The 16,919-nt window shown below is 48.5% G+C and carries 14 protein-coding genes; 3 read left to right on the top strand and 11 right to left on the bottom strand.

The genetic code is table 11. The features are described 5' to 3' along the window. Positions 1-185 precede the first annotated feature (185 nt). Positions 186-572 (top strand): response regulator, encoded by a 387-nt coding sequence (locus GPK49_RS02355; protein ID WP_318283817.1) that lies wholly within the window; start codon positions 186-188, stop codon positions 570-572. Between the two features lie 112 nt (positions 573-684). Here the strand turns inward: GPK49_RS02355 and GPK49_RS02350 are convergent, their stop codons facing one another. From GPK49_RS02350 to tgt, 3 genes are all read right to left on the bottom strand, one after another. Further along, complete coding sequence (locus GPK49_RS02350) at positions 685-1,128, bottom strand: hypothetical protein (RefSeq protein WP_016407327.1); 444 nt, start codon at positions 1,126-1,128, stop codon at positions 685-687. A gap of 169 nt (positions 1,129-1,297) precedes the next feature. Continuing rightward, positions 1,298-1,738 (bottom strand): preprotein translocase subunit YajC, encoded by a 441-nt coding sequence (gene yajC / locus GPK49_RS02345; RefSeq protein WP_016407328.1) that lies wholly within the window; start codon positions 1,736-1,738, stop codon positions 1,298-1,300. A 101-nt stretch (positions 1,739-1,839) separates the two neighbouring features. Beyond that, positions 1,840-2,973, bottom strand: coding sequence for a tRNA guanosine(34) transglycosylase Tgt (tgt, locus tag GPK49_RS02340; RefSeq protein ID WP_118578832.1), 1,134 nt, complete (start codon positions 2,971-2,973; stop codon positions 1,840-1,842). 208 nt (positions 2,974-3,181) lie between these two features. Between tgt and GPK49_RS02335 the strand changes: the two genes are divergently transcribed. Then, positions 3,182-4,333 carry a THUMP domain-containing class I SAM-dependent RNA methyltransferase gene (locus GPK49_RS02335; protein WP_215676613.1) on the top strand — a complete coding sequence of 384 codons (1,152 nt, stop codon included), beginning with the start codon at positions 3,182-3,184 and terminating at the stop codon, positions 4,331-4,333. A 92-nt stretch (positions 4,334-4,425) separates the two neighbouring features. Here the strand turns inward: GPK49_RS02335 and GPK49_RS02330 are convergent, their stop codons facing one another. The 8 genes from GPK49_RS02330 to GPK49_RS02295 all read right to left on the bottom strand — a co-directional run bounded on the left by GPK49_RS02330 (position 4,426) and on the right by GPK49_RS02295 (position 15,098). Next, complete coding sequence (locus tag GPK49_RS02330) at positions 4,426-5,979, bottom strand: D-alanyl-D-alanine carboxypeptidase family protein (RefSeq protein WP_118578836.1); 1,554 nt, start codon at positions 5,977-5,979, stop codon at positions 4,426-4,428. Then, positions 5,976-6,905: a putative ABC transporter permease gene (locus GPK49_RS02325; RefSeq protein WP_215676612.1), complete on the bottom strand. Its 930-nt coding sequence runs from the start codon at positions 6,903-6,905 to the stop codon at positions 5,976-5,978. The genes GPK49_RS02330 and GPK49_RS02325 overlap by 4 nt, the downstream gene beginning before the upstream one ends. Positions 6,906-6,918: 13 nt before the next feature. After that, positions 6,919-7,875 carry a tRNA (adenosine(37)-N6)-dimethylallyltransferase MiaA gene (gene miaA, locus GPK49_RS02320; protein ID WP_215676611.1) on the bottom strand — a complete coding sequence of 319 codons (957 nt, stop codon included), beginning with the start codon at positions 7,873-7,875 and terminating at the stop codon, positions 6,919-6,921. A gap of 12 nt (positions 7,876-7,887) precedes the next feature. Beyond that, positions 7,888-9,894, bottom strand: a complete 2,007-nt coding sequence (gene mutL, locus GPK49_RS02315; RefSeq protein WP_016407334.1) for a DNA mismatch repair endonuclease MutL — start codon at positions 9,892-9,894, stop codon at positions 7,888-7,890. A 21-nt stretch (positions 9,895-9,915) separates the two neighbouring features. Beyond that, entirely contained in the window at positions 9,916-12,537 is a 2,622-nt protein-coding gene (gene mutS / locus GPK49_RS02310) for a DNA mismatch repair protein MutS (RefSeq protein ID WP_215676610.1), read from the bottom strand. Positions 12,538-12,629: 92 nt separating this feature from the next. Then, the gene (locus GPK49_RS02305; protein ID WP_016407336.1) at positions 12,630-13,034 is read right to left on the bottom strand and encodes a YlbF family regulator; all 405 of its coding nucleotides are present in this window, start codon (positions 13,032-13,034) and stop codon (positions 12,630-12,632) included. A gap of 11 nt (positions 13,035-13,045) precedes the next feature. Further along, positions 13,046-14,482 carry a tRNA (N6-isopentenyl adenosine(37)-C2)-methylthiotransferase MiaB gene (gene miaB / locus GPK49_RS02300; RefSeq protein ID WP_016407337.1) on the bottom strand — a complete coding sequence of 479 codons (1,437 nt, stop codon included), beginning with the start codon at positions 14,480-14,482 and terminating at the stop codon, positions 13,046-13,048. Between the two features lie 118 nt (positions 14,483-14,600). After that, entirely contained in the window at positions 14,601-15,098 is a 498-nt protein-coding gene (locus tag GPK49_RS02295) for a prolyl-tRNA synthetase associated domain-containing protein (RefSeq protein WP_318283816.1), read from the bottom strand. Between the two features lie 388 nt (positions 15,099-15,486). Between GPK49_RS02295 and GPK49_RS02290 the strand changes: the two genes are divergently transcribed. Further along, positions 15,487-16,740, top strand: a complete 1,254-nt coding sequence (locus tag GPK49_RS02290; protein WP_215676609.1) for a glycerate kinase type-2 family protein — start codon at positions 15,487-15,489, stop codon at positions 16,738-16,740. Positions 16,741-16,919: the final 179 nt, after the last annotated feature.

The following is a 16,919-nucleotide window of genomic DNA, read 5'->3' as shown; positions in this document are numbered from 1 at the left end:
TTTATCTTGTAAAAATACTATTCTAAAAGGAGTACCCCGAAATGGATAAATGCAGCACCGCCGTAAAAAGAGCCAAAAAGATATGCCCCAAAATTGCCTTACCGTTGAATGTGGGATTCCGAACGATACCTGGTATGTGGATATTGCCCCGACTGCCGGATGGATTCCGACTGTCTGGTGGGTAATTGATTGCCCGCATCGAAAGCGGAACAGCCACCCTGCGATTAGAGGCTGAGGATATAGAGGCGCTGTTCCATTCTTTGTATACGATTTTTGAACACGCCGCGGATGGTCAGATGTGTGTGGATATGCTTAGTTATGCAGAGGATGGCTATTATGACTTGATTCCGATGGATATTCAAATGCCGATTCTAAACGGCTATGAGGCAACGAAAAAAATCAGGCAGCTGGAAAATCGAAAAAAAGCAGAAATACCCATTCTTGCAATGACAGCGAATGCTTTTTCCGAGGATCAGCAGGCCGCACTGGAGGCAGACATGAATGACCATGTTGCTAAGCCTATTGACATGAATGTTTTGCTTCAGGTTATGATGAAATATCTAAGCAACTAAAAAACAATAAATAAGGACGTTCTTTCTTTTTTGATGAACGTCCTTATTTGGTTATTACCAAAAAACGAACTCTATGCTGCCATAGAGTCCGTAAGCTGTCAAATAATTTCTCTCATGCTTCCTGTTCCCTTTCCATCAAATTGTGATAGCATAAATAATTTCTTGCAAACACTACGCCTGCCAATGCCAAGGCGCAGCCCAAGCCGGAATAGAAAAACGCAACAAATGTATCCGGAAAAGCCCCTGCGGCACACAGACCAATGCCGCCACCCATCATGCAAGCCATCATAATATAAGCCTTTTTATCAAAAAAATGCCAAAACGGACGATATTCCTCATAGGCTATAATGCGCTTTGTATGCTTTTTGCTCATCTTAAAAAACATTCTTCCAAAAAGAAAAAACACAAGCATGGACAGCAAATATAAATACCACTGCCTTTCAATCTGCAAATAGGACAGCACACCCAATCGGGCAACATTAAAGCCTGCCATCAGCCACACAATGCCTGCAATCAGCAAAAGGCTTTTTTCCTTTACAAAAAATCTATTTTTCATTTACCTTTTCCTTTTCCAAAAATAATCCGCATTGCCGTAAAGCTATGAAATACGTTCCTGTAAAGCTGCTTTTCCTCCTCAGCCAAGCCGGATAAATTATTCTTTGCAAATTTTGCAAATAAAAAGCATCGGCCTTTATCGAAACCAATGCTTTTTCTTTATTTCATAATTATCCTCTGCGGAACAGACCCTTTTTCTTCGGTTCTTCTTCTACCGGAGGTGCTTCGTTGGACATATTGGGTTCTGCTTTACCGAAAACCTCTGTTTTCGCAACAGGGATACGAATTCCTCTGTTTAGACCGAATTCCACAATCAGTGTATCGTATGTTGTATCAACAACCTTGCCGTAGAATCCGCTGTTTGTGATGATACTGTCACCAACCTCGATTGCATTTCTCAGCTCAGCCAGCTTTTTCTCCTTCTTCTGTGTGGGTCTGATGGACAGGAAATACATGATAACCAACAGAACAACGCAGTAAACCACAATCAGCATAACGGGGTGGTCTGTCATCCATGTGCCGAAAAGGCCTGTGCTCTGTGTTGTGCCGGAGGTTGCTTTTGCTGCCTCGCCGGCAGGTTTTACGACTGTGTCAAGTAAAAATGATCCCATTTTTTTCTCTCCTAACTTTTTCTAAATTTAATGTTACATCTAGTAGATAATTATATAGAATTTTTCATTTTCCGTCAAGTAGCCTATGTGTAAGAAAGCGCTTATTTCCCGTTTTCGCGAAATCCATCCAGCTTTGCAGCCTTATATGCGTGGAAGCGGTCTTCCTCAATCGCCTGTCTGATTTCCTCCATCATGCTGTTGAAGAAATACAGATTATGCATCACACAAAGGCGCATAGCAAGCATTTCCTTTGCTTTGAACAGATGGCGGATATAGGCTCTGCTGTATCTTCTGCACGCAGGACAGCCGCAGGTATCATCAATGGGCGAATCATCCTTTTCATATTTCGCATTTAACAGGTTCAGCTTACCCTTATTCGTATACACATGAGCATGGCGGCCGTTTCTTGCAGGCAGGACGCAGTCAAAGAAATCAACGCCGCGTTCTACCGCCTCCAGAATATTTTCGGGTGTCCCAACGCCCATCAGGTAAGTCGGCTTCTCCTCAGGCAGATACGGCACAACCTCATCCAGAATACGATACATTTCCGCATGGGATTCCCCTACCGCAAGACCACCGATGGCATAGCCATCCAGCTCCATCTCGGAAATCCGTTTTGCATGCTCGATACGGATATCCTCGAAGGTTGCCCCCTGATTGATGCCGAACAGCATCTGCTTGGGGTTAACGGTATCCTCTAGCTGATTCAAGCGGTGCATCTCTTTTTTGCAGCGTTCCAGCCAACGGGTTGTTCTGGCAACGGATGCCTCTACATAAGGGCGTTCCGCAGGCAGCCCGATGCATTCATCAAACGCCATCGCGATCGTGGAGCCAAGATTGGACTGAATCTGCATACTTTCCTCCGGCCCCATAAAAATCTTTCTGCCATCAATATGAGAGCTGAAATAAACGCCCTCCTCCTTGATTTTGCGCAGAAGCCCAAGAGAGAATACCTGAAAGCCGCCGGAATCGGTTAGAATCGGTTTATCCCAGACCATGAATTTATGCAGACCGCCCATTTCCTTAATCAGCTTATCCCCGGGGCGCAGATGCAGATGGTAGGTATTGGAAAGCTCCACCTGACATTTCAGCTGCTCCAGATCCTCTGTGGAAACAGCCCCCTTAATCGCACCCGCTGTGCCGACGTTCATAAAGACGGGTGTCTGGATTACGCCATGAGGGGTATGGAATTCGGCACGCTTTGCTCTGCCGCATTTTTTCAATACTTTGTACATAATTTTCCTCGCTTTATCAAAATTTTTCTATCCTTTCTATGATACCCTTTTTTCGCGCTTTCTTCAAGAGGTGGCAGCAAAATTTGCAAAAAATGCGGAAAAACCTGTCAGGAAAAATCTGCCGATTAGCCTTTTCTTTTGGCAGGAAAAATGATAGACTGTTCCTTAGGAAATCATATCGTTACAGAAAAAAGATGGGAGAGAACAAATGAGCATCAATCTGATTGCAACAACCACCTTCGGCTTAGAAGCCGTAGTCAAGAGAGAGTGTCAGGCTCTCGGTTTTCAGAATATCAAAACCTCAGACGGAAAGGTTGAATTTACAGGGGACGAATCCGATATCGTAAAGGCAAACCTCTGGCTGCGGTGCGCCGGGCGTGTCTGGGTGAAAATGGGCACCTTTACCGCCGTTACCTTTACGGAGCTATTCGACCGGACGAAGGCACTGCCATGGGGAGATTGGATTCCGGAGGACGGGAAATTCACCGTTGTGGGGAAATCCGTAAAATCCACCCTGTTCAGCGTTTCGGACTGTCAGGCAATCGTCAAGAAGGCTGTTGTCGAAAAGCTGAAGGAAAAATATAAAACAGACTGGTTTGATGAAACAGGCGCATCCTATACCATTCAGGTCGGGATTCTAAAGGATGTTGTCACCCTTGCGATTGACACCAGCGGCAGCGGCTTACACATGCGCGGCTATCGTGCGAGTGCGTTGGATGCCCCCCTGAAGGAGTCCCTTGCATCCGCCATGGTACAGCTCAGCTACTGGCGAAAGGATCGTATCCTGTTAGACCCCTTCTGCGGCTCAGGAACAATTCCCATTGAAGCCGCCATGCTCGCGCGCAACATTGCCCCCGGTCTGAATCGCAAATTCGCATCCGAGGAATGGGAACGCATCGGCAAGGAGCGTTGGAAGCAGGCAAGAAAAGAGGCATATCAAGCGATTGATTATGATGTTATGCCCGAAATTTACGGCAGTGACATTGACCCTGCGGCAATCGAGCTGGCAAAGGCAAATGCAGAGCTTGCAGGCGTGGATGACTGCATCACCTTCGAGGTAAAGCCCTCGCAGGAGATTGTATTGCCCGGGAAATATGGCGTGCTGATTTCCAATCCGCCCTACGGGGAGCGTATCGGGGAATTGAAGGAGGTTGAAAATATGTATCGTGCGCTTGGCGCAACCATGCAGACCGACCCCACCTGGTCAACCTATATTATCACCTCCATGGAATATTTTGAATCCCTCTTTGGCAGAAAGGCAGACAGAAAGAGAAAGCTGTTCAACGGGCGCATCAAAACGGATTATTATCAGTATGAAGGTCCTCGTCCGCCGAAAAAGCAAAAGGCAGAAGAAAACTGAACATAAACGCATCAAAAAAAGGATAAATCCTCATTTCTCAGAGGACTTATCCTTTTCTTTTTGTCTTTATGAAATTTCACAGAAAGCCTTTATCAGAATCTTCTTCTGCCGCCTCTGCGTCTTCTGCGTCCGCCGCCAAAGCTCAGCCCACTGCTGCGACGCGGAGAACCAAAGCTGTAGCCGCGTCTGTTTCTTCTGCCGTTGATGAATTTGATAATCAGAATGATAATCGCAATCACGATGATGACGATAACCAGCTTCAGCAGACCCTTCACTGTAAACAGATTCTTGAAGAAATCACCGATTGCACTGAAAATGGTACCCTTAGAAACATCTCTGCCTGCGTAAACGGGAGCCTCCAGAACGGTTTTGCCCTTCACCTCATACGTTGCCGTACCGATTTCCGCACCCTTTTCGATGGGAGCCTTCAGGGAAACATTGCCCTCCTTATCCGTTACCGCATAGGTATCGTTATAGGAAACGGTCAGCTTCATATCCTTTGCGGTGTCCTTCGGGAGAATTGCCGTAACCTCCTTCCGGAATACAACAGGAACCGTATTCCCTTCGGATTTTTTATGCTTTGTCAGAGGTGCATCTGCAATAGCTTCCTCTGCCTTTGCAACTGTAATCTTTTCATACTGGTTATAGCCGTATTCAAAGAGATTTTTTGCATCCAGCCAACGGTTCGGGTCTTCGGATTTGAAGATAACCGCTATCAGCTCCTCGCCGTCCTTTTCTGCCGCTGCTGTCACGCAGTCCCCTGCTTCATCGGTGAAGCCTGTCTTAATTCCGATGGCATAGGGATAATTATATTCCCCATCCGTAATCAGCAGGTTATGGCTGCGCCAGTTGTAATCCTGTGTTTTTACGGAAGTATCCTCCGCTTTGACTAAACCCTCTGCGCCGTTGCCGGAATAGCTTTTTTCCTTCGCAATTTCTGCCAGCGTTTTATTTTCCATAAACGCTCTGCCAATCAGCGCAAGGTCGTGCGCGCAGGTATAGTGGTCATCGGAATGGTAGCCGTGCGCGTTTGCAAAATGGCTGTTGGTTGCGCCCAGCTCCTCCGCCTTTTTATTCATCAGGTCTGTGAAAACAACCTCACATTTACCGAAGGTCATGTTTTCGTCATTCTCCGCCTTTTTCGCAACTGCTGCCGCAACCACATTTGCAGAGTCATTGCCGGAGGGAATAATCAGACCGCGGATGGCATTTTCTACTGTCAGCGTTTCGCCCAGCTCATGCCCCGCCTTGCTGGAATCCAGAGAAACCTCATTGATTTCAGAACCAACCACAATTAAATCCTCCGGCTTGAAATAATCCAACGCCACCAGAGCGGTCAGCATTTTTGTCATGCTGGCAGGATACATCTTCTGGGTGGCATTTTTTTCATACAGAATTGTCCCCGAAGATGCCTCAATCAAAATTGCAGCCTCCGCCTGAAGCTCAGGTGCCTGATCCGCAAGCATTACTGCTGTCTGCAAGGCATCCGCCGCTTTTTCGGTTTTCTTGTCTTCCTTTGTATCATCCGCTGCCACAGCATTTTTATCCTGCTGTGTCTCCTTCTTCTCCTTACCGCAGCCGGCTGCACCAAACGCTACCGCCGCCGCCAGACATAAGGCAGTCAGTTTTGCGAAAGATTTTTTCATTTTGAAACATCCTTTCTGCTTTTCTTACTTCTCTTTTCCATAAGCTCCCGTTTCCACGCCTTTAATTCTTCATCAAACCGCTTGGAATGCATACCGGGGTATGCACGCATCAAACGGCGCTCGATAAGGCTGCTCTTCTGCAAAGCATTGATACGGGATTCCAGTTTTTCCTTGATTTCCTCCTGAACCAGCTGCCGACGCAGACGTTCCTCCTCGCGCAGCTGCTCCAGCCTTTCATTTTCCTCTGCCATGCGTTCCTTAAATTCACGCAGAAATTCCGCAGCAGGCATGCTCTCGAAACGCGTAATGATTTCCTGTCGGGAAGCATAAAGCCTCGTTCCCTCGAGCTTTTTCTGCAGCGCATCGTGCGCTTCGCTGAGGGATGCCAGCTTTTCGTTGAACCGCAGGATATGCAGCACCGTAATCGTGGTATCCACAGCCAGATATGCAAGCAACAGTGTTGCCGCAAATTCGCCCCATGCACGGGGAATTGCCGCCACAAAATCCGCAATCACAGGCTGCACCACACGCATCACGAAGGCTGTCAGAACGCCCCACTCCACGGAACGCTCCAGGCAGACGCGCCCCTTGATATTAAAGGGCTTTTGGGAATAATCCCACCATGTGGCATGGAAAAGCTTTTCCAATATCAGCCCGATGAGATATTCCACAACGGTTGCAATCACAAAGCCGCCCAGAAACAGCAGCAAAATCGAATCCGAAACAGGCTTCAGTGCCAGAAGAATCAGCAGTGCGCCTGTGCCGTAAATGGGGCAGAACGGGCCATTGATAAAGCCGCGATTCACCCATTTTTTCGCATTGATAGAAACATACGTTGATTCCATTGCCCATCCCAGAAAGCTGTAAATCATAAAATACGCATATAATTCAAAAAAAGTAAACGAAAACCAAACGGTTGACCACATCGCAATCCCTTCCTTATGAATTGTTATTTGTCTGCAAAACACCCTGTTCCTTTAAATATGTCATCGTCTGCGCCAGTGCGCCTGCCCCGTCTGTTTTGCTCATGTCAATCCAAAGCCCTTCAATCTGCCGCCGGAACCATGTCAGCTGTCGCTTTGCAAAGCGGCGCGTATTGGTTTTCAGCTGCGTAACTGCTTCGTCCAGCGTACAATCTCCGTTGAAATACGGCACAAATTCCTTATAGCCGATGCCCTGCATAGAAACCAGCTTCGGTGAATAGCCCCTGTCCAGAAGTCCCTTCACCTCTGCCAGAAGCCCCTGCTGCATCATCAAATCAATCCTCTGCTCAATGCGTGCATATAGCGCTTCCCGCTCCATCGTCAGGAGAATCACCGCCGCATTGTAGGGGGTTTCCCTTTCCTTCTGCTCCGCATTATGCTCGGAAAATCTCTGTCCCGTCAGGTAATGGTATTCCAAGGCACGCGTCACACGCTTGACGTTGTTCGCATGAATCGTTTCCGCATAGGCAGGGTCGATTTTCCGTAAGCGTTCATACAGCACCTGCGGCCCCTCCTCCTTGGCGATACGGTAGCACTCCTCCCGATAGGAGGTATCATTTTCCGTTTCGGTAAAATCATTATCATACAGCAGGGCATTGATATAAAACCCCGTGCCGCCGACCAGAATGGGAATCCTTCCCTTCGCCCAGATTTCCTCCATATACGCCTTTGCCTTCTGCTGAAAGAGCATAACATTATATTCCTCATCGGGGTTCAGCTCATCAATGAGATAATGCGGCACACCATCCGCTTCTTCGGGTGTCACCTTCGCCGTCCCAATGTCCATATAGCGGTAAATCTGCATGGAATCGGCAGAAATCACCTCGCCGCCGATTTCCTTTGCAAGCCGAATCGAAAAGCCTGTTTTGCCGCAGGCGGTTGGGCCGCCAATCACAATCAATGGTTTTTTCATCATTTCACCTGCTCAATTCTGGATGCGTTTAAACATCTTTTCCATTTCATATTTCGTCAGCTCGATAATCGTCGGTCTGCCATGGGGGCAGGTAAAGGGATGCTCCAGACCAAGCAGTCTGTGAATCAGCTCCTCCGCCTCTCTCGTGCTCAGCACATCATGCCCCTTGACCGCCGCCTTACACGCCATCGTTGCCACTGCCAGTATCTTTGTATCATACACATTGGAAATGCGCTCCTCTGTCAGCCTGTCCAGAATATCGGTAAAAAAACCAACCTCTGTCGGGTTCTGCAAGAGATACGGCGTTGCGCGCAGGGCATATTTCTCGCCGAATTCCTCCAGCTCAAAGCCGAAGCTTTCCAGAAGTGCCAGATTGCGCCGCAGTACCTCTGTTTCCATTGGTGTCAGCTGCAGCATCAGAGGTGTCAGCAACCGCTGCGAGGCGACCCTTTCTTCCTTGAATTTATTCATAAATTCCTCATACAGCACCCGTTCATGTGCGGCATGCTGGTCAATCAGATACAGGCAATCGCCCTGCTCCACAATCCAATAGGTGCGAAAGACCTGCCCGATGATTTTATAATTCTGGAAAAACGGCTGCTTTTCTTCTGTCGGCTTTACCTCTTCCGTTTTTTCATCAGAAACAATCGGCTTCAATTCTATCGGCTGTTCCTCTTTCGGCTTCAGCTCTTCCCTGCGGTACGGCACTGCCGTCTGTGCAAAGCTCTCCGCCTTTGGGGTGCGCTTCAGCAGCTCATCCACACTGCGTCCGCCCGATGTGGGGGTCTGCGGCTTTTCTGCCGCACGCAGGAGCTTTTCCCTTTCCTCTTTGGAAAGAATCACGCCCTGCGATTGCGGGAGCGGAATTTCTTTAGAGGGATTTGCTGTCGGCTCTGCCTTTGGTTCGCTTTCCTTCAGGATGCTTTCCTTTGGCTGCGCCGCTTCCTTTGGCATATCCGCAAGGGTCTGCTGTTCCGCCTGCGGCAGTCTTTCCTTCGGCTTCTTTTCCAGAACCGCCTTGGGAATCAGCACCGTTTCCTGCAATGCCTTCGCAACCGCGTTGTAGAAAAATTCATATACCTCATCGTCATTCTTAAAGCGAACCTCCAGCTTCGCAGGATGCACATTCACATCCACCTGTGCAGGCTCAACCGCAAGATTCAGCACGAAAACAGGAAATTTCCCAATCAGCAGCTTTGTTTTATACGCATCCTCCACCGCAGCGGAAACCACGGGGTTTTTGATAAATCTGCCGTTGATAAAAAGATTTTCATAATTGCGGTTCGCGCGGCAAAATTCGGGCTTCCCAATCAGACCGCTGACGGCATATTCTCCCTTACGGTAGGAGATGGGGAGCATGCTGTTTGCCGCATCCTTTCCGTAAACATAAAACACCGCCGTTTTCGGGTCATTGTTCCCTGCCGTATGCAGAACAGTGTTGCCGTTATTGATATAATGAATCGCAACCTCAGGGTGCCCCAGTGCGATTTTGTTCACCAAATCCGAAACATAGCCGCTTTCGGTCGCAGGCTTTTTCAAAAATTTTCTGCGCGCAGGCACGTTGTAAAAAAGATTCCGCACCGTAATGGAAGTGCCCTCCCGACAGGCGGCATCCTCCAGCTCCTGTATTTCTCCGGCATGAATCACAATGCGCGTGCCCGTTTCCTCGTCTCTGGTTTTTGTCAGCATTTCCACCTGCGCCACCGCCGCGATACTCGCCAATGCTTCGCCGCGAAAGCCCAGTGTAAAAATATGCTCCAAATCCTCAATCTGCGACATTTTGCTTGTAGCATGGCGCAAAAAGGCTTCCTTCACCTGCTCCTTGGGAATCCCTGTGCCGTTATCGGTAATGCGGATATAGGAAATGCCGCCCTCCTTAATTTCTATCGTCACACTGCCGGCGTTTGCATCAATGGCGTTTTCCGTCAGCTCCTTTACAACGGATTTCGGAGATTCTACTACTTCCCCTGCCGCAATTTTATTGATGGTTTTTGCATCCAACAGTCGGATTTTCTGCATAGACCTCCTCCTTTCCTCGGCTTACAGCCCTTTTGCCTTTTTCTGCAATTCAAAAAGCGTTTGCAGTGCTTCAATAGGGGTCATCGCCATCACATCCAGCTTGGAGATTTCATCCGCAAGCTGCGTTTCCGCAATATGGAACATATCCATCTGCTGTGCGGTTTCCTCCTGCTGCTCCTTGGATTCCACTGCAATCTGCTTTGCTTTTTTCGTAATATCCGCCGCGTTCAGCTGCTTGAGAATCTGTCCGCTGCGGCGAATCACCTTATTCGGCAGACCCGCCAGACGCGCCACCTGCACGCCGTAGCTATGGTCTGCGCCGCCGCGCTGAATTTTTCGGAGGAAAATAATATCCTCGCCCTGCTCCTGCACGGCAATGCAGTAATTCTTCACGCCGGAAAGCTTGCCCTCCAGCTCGCTTAATTCATGATAATGCGTTGCAAAAAGCGTTTTCGCGCCAATCTGCTTCGTATCCGCGATATATTCCAGCACCGCCCACGCGATGGAAAGCCCATCAAATGTGCTTGTGCCTCGCCCGATTTCATCCAGAATCAGCAGGCTTTTGTTCGTTGCGTTATGCAGAATGTTCGCAACCTCTGTCATTTCCACCATAAACGTGCTCTGCCCTGCGGAAAGGTCATCCGATGCACCGACACGGGTGAAGATTCTGTCTACAATGCCGATATGCGCCTGCTCCGCGGGAACGAAGCTGCCAATCTGCGCCATCAGCACAATCAGCGCGGTCTGCCGCATATATGTAGATTTCCCTGCCATATTCGGGCCTGTGATGATGGCAAGTCTGGTGTCCTCCCGATCTAAATAGGTGTCATTCGGGATAAACTGCCCGTCCATCATTTTTTCCACAACGGGGTGTCTGCCGCCCTTAATTTCAATTACATCACCGTCATCCACAAGCGGCTTCACATAGCTTCTGTTCTGCGCCACCTCTGCGAGGGACTGCAGGCAGTCAATAACAGAAACGATATACGCACAATATTGAATCCGCTCCACCTCTGCCGCAACGGCATTGCGAATTTCGCAGAACATATCATATTCCAGAGTGGTAATCTTATCCTCCGCGCCGAGAATCAGCTCCTCCAGCTCCTTTAATTCGGGTGTAATAAAACGCTCCGCATTGGCAAGCGTCTGCTTGCGGATATAGCCTTCCGGCACCAGCTCCAGATTGGATTTTGTGACCTCAATATAATAGCCGAACACCTTATTATAGCGCACCTTGAGGTTTTTGATGCCCGTCTTTTCGCGCTCCTCCTCCTCAAGCTGATGAATCCATGTGGTGCCGTTTTCCTTCGCCTTGGTGTAGGTATCCAGCTCCTCATTGAAGCCCTCACGAATCATGCCGCCCTCGCGCACGGAAAACGGAGGGTCTTCGACGATGGACTGCGCAATCAGCGCATGGATATTCTCCAGCGTGTCCAGTCTGTCATGCAGAGTGGACAGATATGGACTCCTGCAGCGAGAAAGAATCTTCTTCAGCAACGGCAGATTTTCCACGGAATTTTTCAGCGCCGCCAAATCCCTTGCGTTTGCATTCTGATACACCACACGGGACATAATGCGTTCAAAGTCATACATGGAATGGAGAATTTCCTTGATTTCCTCTCTGAGGAACAGGTCTCGGAACAGCTCCTCCACCCCATCCAGACGCTGATTGATTTCTTCTTTAGAAAGCAGGGGCTGCTCCACCCATTTGCGCAGAAGCCTTGCGCCCATCGCAGTCTGGGTTTTATCCAGCACGCTCAGAAGCGATCCTTTTTTGTTCTTCTCGCGCATGGTTTCCGTCAGCTCCAGATTTCTGCGGCTGGAAACATCCAACAGCATGAAATCCCCTGTTGTGTAATATTTCAGGGCGGAAATATGGCTCAAATCGTTTTTCTGCGTTTCATTCAGATACCACATCAGCGCACCCGAAGCCGAAACCGCCAACAGCTTTTTCTGCAAGCCGAAGCTTTCCAGTGTTTTCACCTTGAAATGTGCAAGCAGGGTATCCTTTGCGGTATTATATTCATACATGCGGCTGTCGATATCATTCAGATACAGGTGAAACCGTTCCTCGATTTCCTTCGCCAAAGGGGTGGAAAGAAATTCGCTGTTGCAGACAAGCTCCGCAGGGGAAAACCTTGCTGTTTCATCCAGAATTTTTGCCGCCGCCTGCACGCTGCGAAATTCCGTTGTCTGAAATTCGCCTGTTGTCACATCGCAGACCGCAATGCCATAGCCGTTTGCACTGCTGAAAACGGAGAGAATATAGTTATTTTTTGTTTCATCCAGAACAGTATTATCCACAACCGTCCCCGGAGTAATGACACGCACAACATCGCGCTTGACCAAGCCCTTTGCCGTCTTGGGGTCCTCCACCTGCTCGCAGATGGCAACCTTATAGCCACGTTCCACCAAACGGGCAATATATCCATCCGCAGAATGGAAAGGCACGCCGCACATAGGGGCTCTTTCCTCCTGCCCCCAATCCTTCCCCGTCAGGGTGATTTCCAGCTCCTTCGAGGCAATGACCGCATCCTCGAAAAACATCTCATAAAAATCCCCTAAACGAAAAAAAAGCAGACAATGCTTATATTGTTCTTTAATTTCAAAGTATTGCTGCATCATGGGTGTGATTTTCGCCATGGATGTTGTCCTCCTTCTCCTTTTTCTGCAAGCAAACCCGAATAAAGAACGGATTCTCTATTCGGGCTTTTCTTCCTTTATTTCTATTTGAATCAGTGGCAGCCGCCGCCGCAGGAGGAGCAGCAGCTGGGATCGCAGCCGCCGCCCTGTTCGGGTTCTTCGCCTGTCAGGGTTGCTGTGATGATGTTGAATACGGAATTTACGAAGTTATTGAAATTCTGTTCCGCAACGTACAAATCAGATGCCAGCTTATTGGTTCTGATTGCTTCGCCCTTTGCCTTCATCTGTTCATTGAAGGCTCTCTGCTCCTCTATGGAAATGCCGCCTGCATTCATCTTTGCTTCAAAATCATAATGCAGCTTTGTGTATTCCTCTACCAGCTTTGCAATTTCGGGGTCGCTTTCGTATGCAGCCTTTGCCGCTACCAGCGCTTCCACCTGAGGGGTTTTCTGCAATTCCTCACCCAATGCTCTTGCCATTTCAAAAATCGTTGCCATAATGCTTCACCTTACATCCTTTCGCCTATTAAATAAAATGTTTTGTTTTCTGTAATCTTCACAGGAACCATCTGCCCGATTAAGTCCTCCGTGCCCTTAAAATGCACCAGCATATTGTTATCGGCACGCCCTGTCAGAACAGTCTTATCCTGCTTGCTTGCTTCCTCTGCAAATACCGTCATCACCTTGCCCAGCTGCTCCTCATGCACCTCATGCACGATTGGGTTAAGAATATTGAGCATCCTGTCGAAGCGATCCTTAATGACATTCTCCGGCACCTGATTTTCCATAGTTGCCGCAGGGGTACCTGTCCGCTTGGAATAAATAAAGGTAAACGCGGTGCTGTAACGGGATTTGCGGATGACATCCAAGGTTTCTTGGAAATCCTCCTCCGTTTCCCCGGGGAAGCCCACGATGATATCCGTGCTCAGGGTGATATCCGGCATTGCCGCTCTTGCCTTGCGCACCAGCTCCATGTAGGATTCCTTTGTATAATGGCGGTTCATGCGGCGCAGAATTTCATCACTACCGCTCTGCACAGGCAGATGCAGATATTTACATACCTTATCACAATCCGCCATTGCCTGTATCAGCTCATCGGACAAATCCTTCGGGTGAGAGGTCATGAAACGAATCCGTTCAATCCCCTCCACCTCGTTCACCATCCGCAGAAGCTCTGCAAAGGAAACGGGTGTTTCCAGATTTTTGCCATAGGAGTTTACATTCTGCCCTAAAAGCATAACCTCCTTCACACCGTCCGCCGCAAGCCTTCTTACCTCCGCGAGGATATCCTCAGGGGTACGGCTGCGCTCTCTGCCGCGCACATACGGCACGATGCAGTAGGAACAGAAGTTGTTGCAGCCAAACATAATATTGACCGATGCCTTATAGGGGAAATGCCGAATCGCAGGCAAATCCTCCACAACCTCACGCTGCTCCTGCCAGATATCATACACCGTTTCGCCGCTTTCCATGCGTGTTGCCACAAGCTCCGGCAGCTTGTAGAGATTAAATGTGCCGAAGACGATATCCACATGGCGATATTTCTGCCGCAGGGTCTGCAAAACCGTTTCCTGCTGCATCATGCAGCCGCAAAGCGCAATCACCGCATCGGGATTTTTTGTTTCCTTATAGTGCTTCAGCCAGCCCAGCTTGCCATATACCTTCTGCTCCGCGTTTTCGCGCACACAGCAGGTGTTGTAGATGATAAAATCGGCCTCTGTTTCCTCGTCTGTTCTGTCAAAGCCCATTTCGTCAAGCATCCCTTCCAGCTTTTCGGAATCATGCGCGTTCATCTGACAGCCCATCGCAAGGGAATAGAATTTTTTCTTTCTGCCGTTTTCTGCCGCAAAGGCATCATTTTCCGCACGAATGGCGCGGATATATTCCAGCTGTCTTGCCAGCTCTGTTTCGCCCGGCTTAACAGCAGTTCCAGCTTTCCTTTCCATTCTTTCTTCCTCTCGAAACTGAATTCTTATGAAAAGACAGTCTTTCACAAGTATATTTCAGTATAGCATACCTTCCCTGCTTTCTCAATGATTTTTCCCCAAAACTTACAGAAAAGGCTTACGCAAAGGAAAGCACCTCAAGCGAGTTGCCATGCTCCTTTATAATTTGCATAAGATCCGCCGTTTTCAGATAAACCGATGCCGTATTGTCATTGGGATGCACCCCGATTTCCTCCTTTTCCAGAAAATCCCTGTCCAGAAAAACCTTTACGGCGCAGGCAGTATCATTCAAAATGCCCAAGGGTGTCACTGCCCCTTTTTTCAATCCAAGATATTTTTCCAGACGCTCCTCCGATGCAAAGGAAAGCCTTACGCCTCCAAGCTTCTCTCCCAGCTCCTTCAGATTCGCCTGCTTATCGGCACGAATTACCACAAGAAAATGATTTTTTCCCTTCTGGTCTCGCAAAAAGAGATTTTTTGCCGTCTCCTCCATTTTTTCCAGACCTAGCTCCTCCATCTCCTCAATGGTATAAACCGCTTTATGCTCCACCCAACGAAAGGGGATTCCTTTTTCCTTCAGAAATACCTTTACTTCTTCTTTTCCAAACATTTTCATCTGCTCCCTTCCTGCCTCTTTCTTTTCCTTCGTCTTTCTTCTTTTCCTGCGTCTTTCTAAGGAAGATAGTATCATATTTTCCGCGAAAAATCAGCAAAAGCAACGGGGTTTTCAAAGAGATTCCCTCATTGTTTACAAAACGTTCATATTTCAGCCACACCAGATTCATATTGACAGGATATGATAAAGATGTCCTCAAAGAAGAGGATAATGAATAAACATAGTATACATACCCTCCCCTTTACAGAGAGCCACTTCCCCAGTGGCTCTTTTCCCTTTATATATGCCTTTTTTATACGCCTTTTTCGATTGTTTTTTCCCCTCTGATTTGCTATACTTGAAAAAACAAATATAAAACCGATATACAAAAGAAAGAGGTGCATTTTCTGTGAATGAGATTTTATCTGATGCAAAAAAGATAATTCACAATGCCATTCAGACATCCCTTCCCGATGAAGCCGTAAAAAAGTTCATCGGCGGCAAGACCTTCGCTTTTGAAGGAAGGGTGATTGTCATTGCCATCGGCAAAGCGGCTTGGAACATGGCAAAGGCGGCGGCGGAAAATATCCCCCACAGGATTGATGCAGGCATTGTTCTGACGAAATATGACCATGCGAAGGGCGAAATCCCCGGCTTTACCATCCTTGAAGCAGGACATCCCCTTCCCGATGAAAATACAATTCTCGGCACACAGAAAATCATGGATGCCGTTTCCGGTTTAACTGAAAAGGATACGGTGTTCTTTCTGGTTTCGGGCGGCGGCTCTGCGCTTTTTGAATGTCCTGCCGGCAAGCTGACCCTTGCGGATTTTCTGGACATCACCGACCAGCTTTTGAAATGCGGCGCGGATATCGTGGAAATCAACACCATCCGCAAGCATCTTTCTGCCGTAAAGGGCGGCAAATTTGCGAAGCTTTGCGCCCCTGCACAGGTGTACTGCATTGCTCTGAGCGATATTCTGGGCGACCGCCCCGATTCCATTGCCTCCGGTCCTGCCTGCGCGGATGCGTCCACGGTGGCAGAAGCATTTGCCATCTCGGAAAAATACAATCTCAAGCTGACAGAGGAAATGCGAAAGCAGCTTGCCATGGAAACGCCGAAAACGCTTGCCAACGTCACTATGGAAATCACAGGCAGCGTGACACAGCTTTGTGCCGATGCGGCAAGGGCGGCAGAGCAGCTTGGCTATGCCCCTCTGGTTCTGACGAATATGCTTGACTGTGAGGCAAGGGAGGCCGGCAGATTTCTTGCATCCATCGCAAAAACAATCCGGAAGGACGATCTGCCCCTGCGCCCGCCCTGTGCCATTCTCTGCGGCGGCGAAACCGTTGTGCATATCACCGGGAAGGGCAAGGGCGGCAGAAATCAGGAGCTTGCCCTTGCGGCGGCGGAGCGCATTGCCGGCATGGAAGGCATTGTGATTGCGGCGGCAGGCTCTGACGGTACGGATGGGCCGACCGATGCCGCAGGCGGTATTGTGGACGGGAAAACCTGCGGTATCCTTGCGGAAAAGGGCATATCCATTCCTGCGGTTCTTGCGGAGAATGATTCCAATACCGCATTGGCGGCGGCAGATGCCCTTCTCATCACAGGAGCAACCGGCACAAACGTAAATGATATTTATCTTCTTCTCTGCCAATAAAAACTAAGTCGAAAACAAATCACCTTCGTGGGGCGCGCCCCTGCGGAGGTTTTTGTTTTTTGTTTGGCATAACAGCTGCTTCTGAAAAAAATACAAAACAATACAACTTTTCTTTCATCTGTCTTGTCACTTGTAAATAATTGTGCTATACTAAATTCCACTGCAAAAAAATTTATTTA

This window comes from Clostridium sp. MCC345 (genome assembly GCF_018785345.1).
Taxonomy (GTDB): domain Bacteria; phylum Bacillota; class Clostridia; order Lachnospirales; family Anaerotignaceae; genus Anaerotignum_A; species Anaerotignum_A faecicola.
Note: the sequence above shows the minus strand (reverse complement) of the source record. Positions and strands in the feature narration are given on the sequence as shown.

Coding starts and splice junctions, on each gene's coding strand:
- GPK49_RS02350 (WP_016407327.1), bottom strand. CDS start 1,128: ATGAAAAATAGATTTTTTGTAAAGGAAAAAAGCCTTTTGCTGATTGCA.
- yajC (WP_016407328.1), bottom strand. CDS start 1,738: ATGGGATCATTTTTACTTGACACAGTCGTAAAACCTGCCGGCGAGGCA.
- tgt (WP_118578832.1), bottom strand. CDS start 2,973: ATGTACAAAGTATTGAAAAAATGCGGCAGAGCAAAGCGTGCCGAATTC.
- GPK49_RS02335 (WP_215676613.1), top strand. CDS start 3,182: ATGAGCATCAATCTGATTGCAACAACCACCTTCGGCTTAGAAGCCGTA.
- GPK49_RS02330 (WP_118578836.1), bottom strand. CDS start 5,979: ATGAAAAAATCTTTCGCAAAACTGACTGCCTTATGTCTGGCGGCGGCG.
- GPK49_RS02325 (WP_215676612.1), bottom strand. CDS start 6,905: ATGTGGTCAACCGTTTGGTTTTCGTTTACTTTTTTTGAATTATATGCG.
- miaA (WP_215676611.1), bottom strand. CDS start 7,875: ATGAAAAAACCATTGATTGTGATTGGCGGCCCAACCGCCTGCGGCAAA.
- mutL (WP_016407334.1), bottom strand. CDS start 9,894: ATGCAGAAAATCCGACTGTTGGATGCAAAAACCATCAATAAAATTGCG.
- mutS (WP_215676610.1), bottom strand. CDS start 12,537: ATGGCGAAAATCACACCCATGATGCAGCAATACTTTGAAATTAAAGAA.
- GPK49_RS02305 (WP_016407336.1), bottom strand. CDS start 13,034: ATGGCAACGATTTTTGAAATGGCAAGAGCATTGGGTGAGGAATTGCAG.
- miaB (WP_016407337.1), bottom strand. CDS start 14,482: ATGGAAAGGAAAGCTGGAACTGCTGTTAAGCCGGGCGAAACAGAGCTG.
- GPK49_RS02295 (WP_318283816.1), bottom strand. CDS start 15,098: ATGAAAATGTTTGGAAAAGAAGAAGTAAAGGTATTTCTGAAGGAAAAA.